Raw genomic sequence first — 5,481 nt, forward strand, 5'->3', positions numbered from 1 at the left:
GTCCAGCCCATGAGGGTCGGGCCGACCAACACCTGCTCGGGGTGGACGGCGTTGGCTTCCTTCGCGGCGTGCACCCGCTTGAGCAGGGAGACGTATGCGGCGGCGGTCATCTTCCCGTTGTCGACCTCGTGCACCGGTGTCACGATCGCCTTGCCCGTGCACGAGCGGAAGAAGGCGGCGAGGTTCGCGTCGGTCGGGTTGGTGTCGCTGAACGACACGTACGGGACGCGCCCGGCCTTCCAGTCCTCCTGCATGCGCGCGGTCGGCGCGCCCGGCCACGTCCCCGCGTACGACCGGCGGACCTGCATGCCCGGCACCTGCGGGGCCAGCGACGACCAATGGGAGTCGTTCGCACCGTACAGCAGGCCCGCCCACACCGGCACGGGGGGTGGGGGCTCCGGTGTGGGCGGGGGCTCAGGGGGCTTCGGGACCTGCGCCTCCAGCTCGGCGATACGCGCCCGCAGCTGCTCGATGAGAGCAGCGTCCGTGTCGTGCTGGGTGAGGGCCGCCGACAGCTGCGCGTGCAGGCCGTCGATGATCTGCTGGGACGCGGCGTGCTCGGACGCGACCTGCCCAGCGGCCCACTGCTCGATGAGGTCGACGATGGCCGCGAGGGTGGCGTCCATCACGCTGCCGCCGTGTCACCGGACGTGGCGAGGGTGACCCCGTCGGCGTTGATGGCGGCTGTGTTGGCGGCGGTGCGCCGCACCCACAGGCCCTTGACGTTGCCGGACGGGATCGACGACAGGGCGACACCGGTGGCCGCGGTCGTCGGGGACGAGAACGTGACCCCGACCGGGGCGGTGGTCTCGGTGGCGATGGTCAGGGCCTGCGCCGTCGCGGACCCCAGCGCCGATGTGGCCGTCGTGTCCGCGCCGATGGCAATGGACGCACCACCCGCGACCTCCGCTGAGATGTACGCGGTGGGGTTCTGGTAGGCGTTGAAGCCGTTGCTGTTGTAGACGAAGATGCCGCGGTAGTCCACGGTGCTCGCGGCGTTCTCCGACCCGCTGATGTCGTCGAAAAGGTCGTTGGCGGCGCCGCCGGCCCACGCCGTGGTGGAGATGTACTTCCCGAGGGAGCCGGCGGCGGTGCCCGCGACGGTGTTGCCCGCCGTGCCCGTGGTGACCGAGTAGCGCCAGACGATCTCAGCGCTCGTGATGGCTGCCATGTCAGAGGTCCCTCACTGCGACGACGCCCGCGGGGGACGTGATGAGACCGTGCTCGACGCGGAAGTCGGCCAGGGACGGGGTGGGCGCGATGCCCTTGTGGTCGTCCACGTGCTGCTGCCCGCGTGCCTGCGCCAGCCGCTTCGTGGGCCACCCCGTCGACGTGAAAGGCACGACGGTCCCCTTGTCGTCGACGCCACCGCACGACCCGTCATTGACGGGGCAGCGGAAGCCGTAGGTGCCGTCCTCGTCCTGCGTGACGGCCTGCTCGATCAGCTTGCTCACTGGTCAGACTCCTTGCTCGGGGTTGCTGATGGGGGCGCCCATGCCGTCGTAGGCCTGGGCAGGGTCGACGTGGACGGGCGTGTCCTCGGGGATGCTCGACCCGGGGCCGGCGACAGCGCCGGTCGGGGAGTCCGGCGCAACCTTCGCCTCGACGGCGGGGGCGAGGACCTCGGTGCCGAGCGACGGCCCGGGCTCACTGACCCCAGCGGACGCTACGGACGTCAGGACGGACAGCAGTGCGGCCATGCCCGCGGCGGACAGCCGCGGCACCCACTGCGAGTCGAGCAGGCCCGTGCCGTCCGCGACGAGCAGCGCGGCCAACGTCTGGGCGAAGGTCTTCATTGCCCGTTCGGCGGCGGCGAGGGCGAATGCCTTGCTGAACATCAGTGCTCCCTTGTGATGAGTGCCAGGACCGCGAAGGTCGCGGCCGTGATCAGGAATGCGAGGGCGAGCCAGTCGCCTACTCCGGCCATGGCGGCCTCGTGCCCCACGCCGCGATCGCGCCACCGATCAGGGCGCCGGCGACACCGGCGCCGACGATGGCCGCGAGGACGAGCCGGCCGAGGGTCACGGGTCACACCGCCCGCGGCTTGTCGAGAGCGGTCGCGAGCTGCCCGACCTGCGTGCCGAGCCGGTCGATGGCGGCCTTGACCCCGGCGGCGTCGGCCTTCTGCGCCTCGGACGACGCGCGTAGGGCGTCGTACACGGCGACGGTGACCTGGCCGGGGGTGGTGGGCAGCCCGAGCGCGGTGTACGTCGCGGCGGGCGTGCCCGGGGGGACGATGGTCATGGTCCCGGACGCGGACAGGATCGCCCACGGGCGACCGGGGGCTGTGATCAGTCGCATGGTCTCCTCCTCAGGAGTGACAGGCTTCGGTGCCGGCGCCGGGGGTGGCGACGGGGTGGCGGGCGTGGGGCCCGCAGCGAGAGCGGCGGCGACGTCACGCCGCAGCCGCCACATGGGCACCCCGACCGGGTCGGAGCGCACATTCGTGGACTCCCTGTGGCCCATGACCGAGCGGGCGGTCCAGCCGTGGGCGTGGCAGATCGCCGCCGGCAGGCGCACCATCGTGTCGTACTGCGCCTGCGTGGGCTTCACCCCGTACAAGGCCTCGTAGCCGTACGCGTGCGTGTTCATGTCGACGCTGCCGAAGGTGGCCGGGACCACGTCCCGGTCCAGCGGCAGGAGGTCGTTGAGCATCAGCCCGTACGAGGTGGGGTCGCCTTGGCCGCCGTGCAGCGCGCGGCCCCACCCGATCAGCCACACGACCCCGGCGTCGTCGATCGCCCACTGGCACAGCGGGCCCGGCATCCCCCGGGCCAGGTCGCCGTCCCACAGGTACGCGAGCTGGTCGACGTCGCGGCCCTCGCTGCCGAAGTTGTGGCAGAGGACCCCGTTCTTCGGGCCGGACGCGCCGGCCGAGTTGCGGTTGTGGGTCGCCCAGTCCGGGCGGTACGGCTTCCACCGGATCCCCCACAGGTCGAGGGCGGCGGTCATCTGCTCCGCGGTCAGCGGTGTCGACGTGCCGGGCATGCTGGCCTCCCTTACTGCAGGGTCGGGTCGATCAGGTCACGCAAGGACACAGGCACAGTCGGCTGCGGCGGCACCGACCCCTCACGCGCCCACCGCAGCAGAGCCTCGATGTACCTCGTGGCCAGCGACAGGGCGTGCCGCATCTGGTCCACCACCCCATGCAGGTCCGCGTTGTCCTCCCGCAGCGAGTACACCTGCTCCTGCAGCTCGTCCATCCGCTTGCGGTCCTCGGTGCGCTCCTCTTTCAACCGGACCACGTCCTCCCTCAGCGCGTCACGCGACTCTTTGATCAGGCCGAGGGCCTGCTCGGCCACGGCCAGCTCGGCGGCGGCCTTCGGGATCGGGTCCTTCGCCTCGCTCCGCTGCTTCACCCACACGACGCCCACGCCGGACAGCGCGGTGATCAGCGTGGCAAGCGCGGTGATCCACCCGGCGTTCATTGGCGGATGGCCTTCCGGATGCGCTGCTCCTCCTTGACGGTCGCCGTGAAGCGCAGGCCGAGCATGGTGAGGATCGCGAGACCGAGCGACCACGACAGGACGGCACCCGGTATGAGGTACACGATGGCGAGGGTGTACGACGACCACGCGGAGCCGGAGAGGATCAGCCCGACACGCTCGATCTTCCACCCGACCGCGATGTCGTCGGAGTCGTCGAAGAGTCCCCAGACCTGGCAGATGCCGCCGACGACGAGCAGGGCTCCGACCATGACCGAGAGCCACCATGGGAGACGGTCGAGGGTGGGTGAGACCTGCACGCCGGTGATCGTGGACGCGGCGAGCATCGCGCCCGCGAGACCGCACCACGTGGCCAGGGTCAGCTCGAAGGGGTGGGCGAAGACGTGGTCCATCAGGGACGGCGGGCGCCGGTCGGTGGTATAGCCGTGCAGCGGCATGAGCGGGTGCCACCTTCCGCCAGATTGTTGGGGTTTGGGCTGCGGCATGGGGCCCTCCCGAGCCGATTTCGCTGACACGCAAGGGATCGGGGATGTATCAAGGTCCGTATGGTCGGTCCTTGACCAGTGCGGCCCCACCTGTCCGGCAGCCCAACTCCCGGGCGGGTGGGGTGACGCACTGAGAGGCGCGGTCAGGTCACGACCAGTCGCGCTGCCATGCGGCCCGCGATCCACGCGTGGCCGGCGTCGTTCTCGTGGATGTTGTCGTTGTAGAGCCCGAGCCCGGCGGTGGCCGTGTACGGCGTCGGGTTGTCTGGCATGTCGCGGCGCATGTCGAGATACTCGATGAGCGGGTCACCGGCCGCGATCAGGGCCATCTGCTCACCGATCGCGGCGTACGTGGCCTCCGTCTGTGCGTTGGGCTTCGTGAAGTTGAGCAGCAGGAACGACCCCGTGAAACCGGCGCTGTTGCGCATCGCGTTGATGAAGTTGAGCAGGTTGGTCTGGAAAGTGGCTGGGGTCGTGGACCCGGCGTCGTTGGTGCCCATCCCGATGACGATGAGCGACGCGCCACCGGCCGCCGTGAGCGCCGCGGCCTCCATGCTGTTGCGGGTGCTCGTGAAGAACGTGCTCGACGACCCGTGGTAGCCGGAGTCCAGTACCCGGATGCCCGCCGCCTCGTCCCCGTTGTAGGTGAGCAGCCCCTGCACGTAGACCTGCCACGCCGAGTTGGTGGTGGCGGGGTCGCGGGTGATGACGACGGTGTGTGCCCCAGCGGTCAGGGCCGGGGAGGACCACACGGCGCTGTTGGACGCGCCGACGATGGTGGAGTTGGTCTCCACGCTCACGGCCGCGCCGCCGTCGATGGCGATGAGCATCTTCGCCGTGGACGACGCCTTCGTGTACATCACCTTGCACGACGTGCCGGTGAACGTGAAGGTCAGCGACGACGTCGAGTCCGCGAGCTTCGCTGTGCGCCAACCCAGCCCGTACGTCGTGTCGCGGGTGACGGTGCCCGCGATCGTGACCGGCATGCCCGGCGCTGACGTCACCGGGTACCCCGGGATGAAGGGAAACAGGGCGCCAGGCACGGGCGAAAGCCGCTCCCGCAGGTACTTCTGCATCCTCGTCTGCCACCGCAGCGACACGTCAGAGGTGCCCGTGCCCTCCGTCCGCGAGTCCCCGACGCACATGATCTGCACCGGTGTCGTGGCCCGCTGCGCGAGCGCTTTCCGGTACGGCTCCATTGGGGACAGGGGCGTGTCGACCCGGTGCCACGCAGACCACCCCGTCGACCCCCGGAAGCGGTGGAAAACCGACTGCGTCGAGCCCAGCGACAGCCACAGCTGTACCCCGGACGTCGCCGACGCGTACCCGGTGCGGACCATGCCCGACCCGGTCGGTTCCGGTCGCCCCGCGTTGTTGTTCGCGTTGAGCACCGTTGTCCAGCCGTCCGCCTGGACCGTGTCCAGCGACACCCCAGACGCCAGCGTCGGCGCCACCTGCGTCCCGCCCGCATCGAGCCGCACCCACGACGACCACCCACCCGACCCGTAGTACCGAGACCACAGGCTGCTGTTGGCGTACCCCTGCCACAG

Annotated in this window: 8 protein-coding genes; all 8 read right to left on the reverse strand. The window is 70.5% G+C overall.

Annotation, left to right across the window (positions count from 1 at the left end):
• On the reverse strand, window positions 1-629 hold a 629-nt coding region (locus VFJ94_RS14505; RefSeq protein WP_325004933.1), incomplete at its 3' end, for a hypothetical protein.
• The gene (locus VFJ94_RS14510) at window positions 626-1,171 is read right to left on the reverse strand and encodes a hypothetical protein (protein ID WP_325004934.1); all 546 of its coding nucleotides are present in this window, start codon (window positions 1,169-1,171) and stop codon (window positions 626-628) included. The genes VFJ94_RS14505 and VFJ94_RS14510, both read right to left, overlap by 4 nt.
• A 1-nt stretch (window position 1,172) precedes the next feature.
• Window positions 1,173-1,454: a hypothetical protein gene (locus VFJ94_RS14515; protein ID WP_325004935.1), complete on the reverse strand. Its 282-nt coding sequence runs from the start codon at window positions 1,452-1,454 to the stop codon at window positions 1,173-1,175.
• 3 nt (window positions 1,455-1,457) lie between these two features.
• A complete protein-coding gene (locus VFJ94_RS14520; protein ID WP_325004936.1) occupies window positions 1,458-1,838 on the reverse strand; it encodes a holin in 381 nt (126 codons plus the stop codon).
• A gap of 190 nt (window positions 1,839-2,028) precedes the next feature.
• Window positions 2,029-2,988, reverse strand: coding sequence for an N-acetylmuramoyl-L-alanine amidase (locus VFJ94_RS14525; protein WP_325004937.1), 960 nt, complete (start codon window positions 2,986-2,988; stop codon window positions 2,029-2,031).
• A gap of 11 nt (window positions 2,989-2,999) precedes the next feature.
• Entirely contained in the window at window positions 3,000-3,428 is a 429-nt protein-coding gene (locus tag VFJ94_RS14530; protein ID WP_325004938.1) for a hypothetical protein, read from the reverse strand.
• On the reverse strand, window positions 3,425-3,883 hold the full coding sequence (locus VFJ94_RS14535; protein WP_325004939.1) for a hypothetical protein: 459 nt from the start codon (window positions 3,881-3,883) through the stop codon (window positions 3,425-3,427). The genes VFJ94_RS14530 and VFJ94_RS14535 overlap by 4 nt, the downstream gene beginning before the upstream one ends.
• A gap of 191 nt (window positions 3,884-4,074) precedes the next feature.
• On the reverse strand, window positions 4,075-5,481 hold a 1,407-nt coding region (locus VFJ94_RS14540), incomplete at its 5' end, for a hypothetical protein (RefSeq protein ID WP_325004940.1).

It is taken from the genome of Intrasporangium sp., from assembly GCF_035688975.1.
Taxonomy (GTDB): Bacteria; Actinomycetota; Actinomycetes; order Actinomycetales; family Dermatophilaceae; genus CALMNV01.

Bases quoted from the DNA above. Each gene is read 5' to 3' on its own strand.
- VFJ94_RS14530 (WP_325004938.1), bottom strand. From the start codon at position 3,428: ATGAACGCCGGGTGGATCACCGCGCTTGCCACGCTGATCACCGCGCTG.
- VFJ94_RS14535 (WP_325004939.1), bottom strand. From the start codon at position 3,883: ATGCCGCTGCACGGCTATACCACCGACCGGCGCCCGCCGTCCCTGATG.
- VFJ94_RS14525 (WP_325004937.1), bottom strand. From the start codon at position 2,988: ATGCCCGGCACGTCGACACCGCTGACCGCGGAGCAGATGACCGCCGCC.
- VFJ94_RS14510 (WP_325004934.1), bottom strand. From the start codon at position 1,171: ATGGCAGCCATCACGAGCGCTGAGATCGTCTGGCGCTACTCGGTCACC.
- VFJ94_RS14520 (WP_325004936.1), bottom strand. From the start codon at position 1,838: ATGTTCAGCAAGGCATTCGCCCTCGCCGCCGCCGAACGGGCAATGAAG.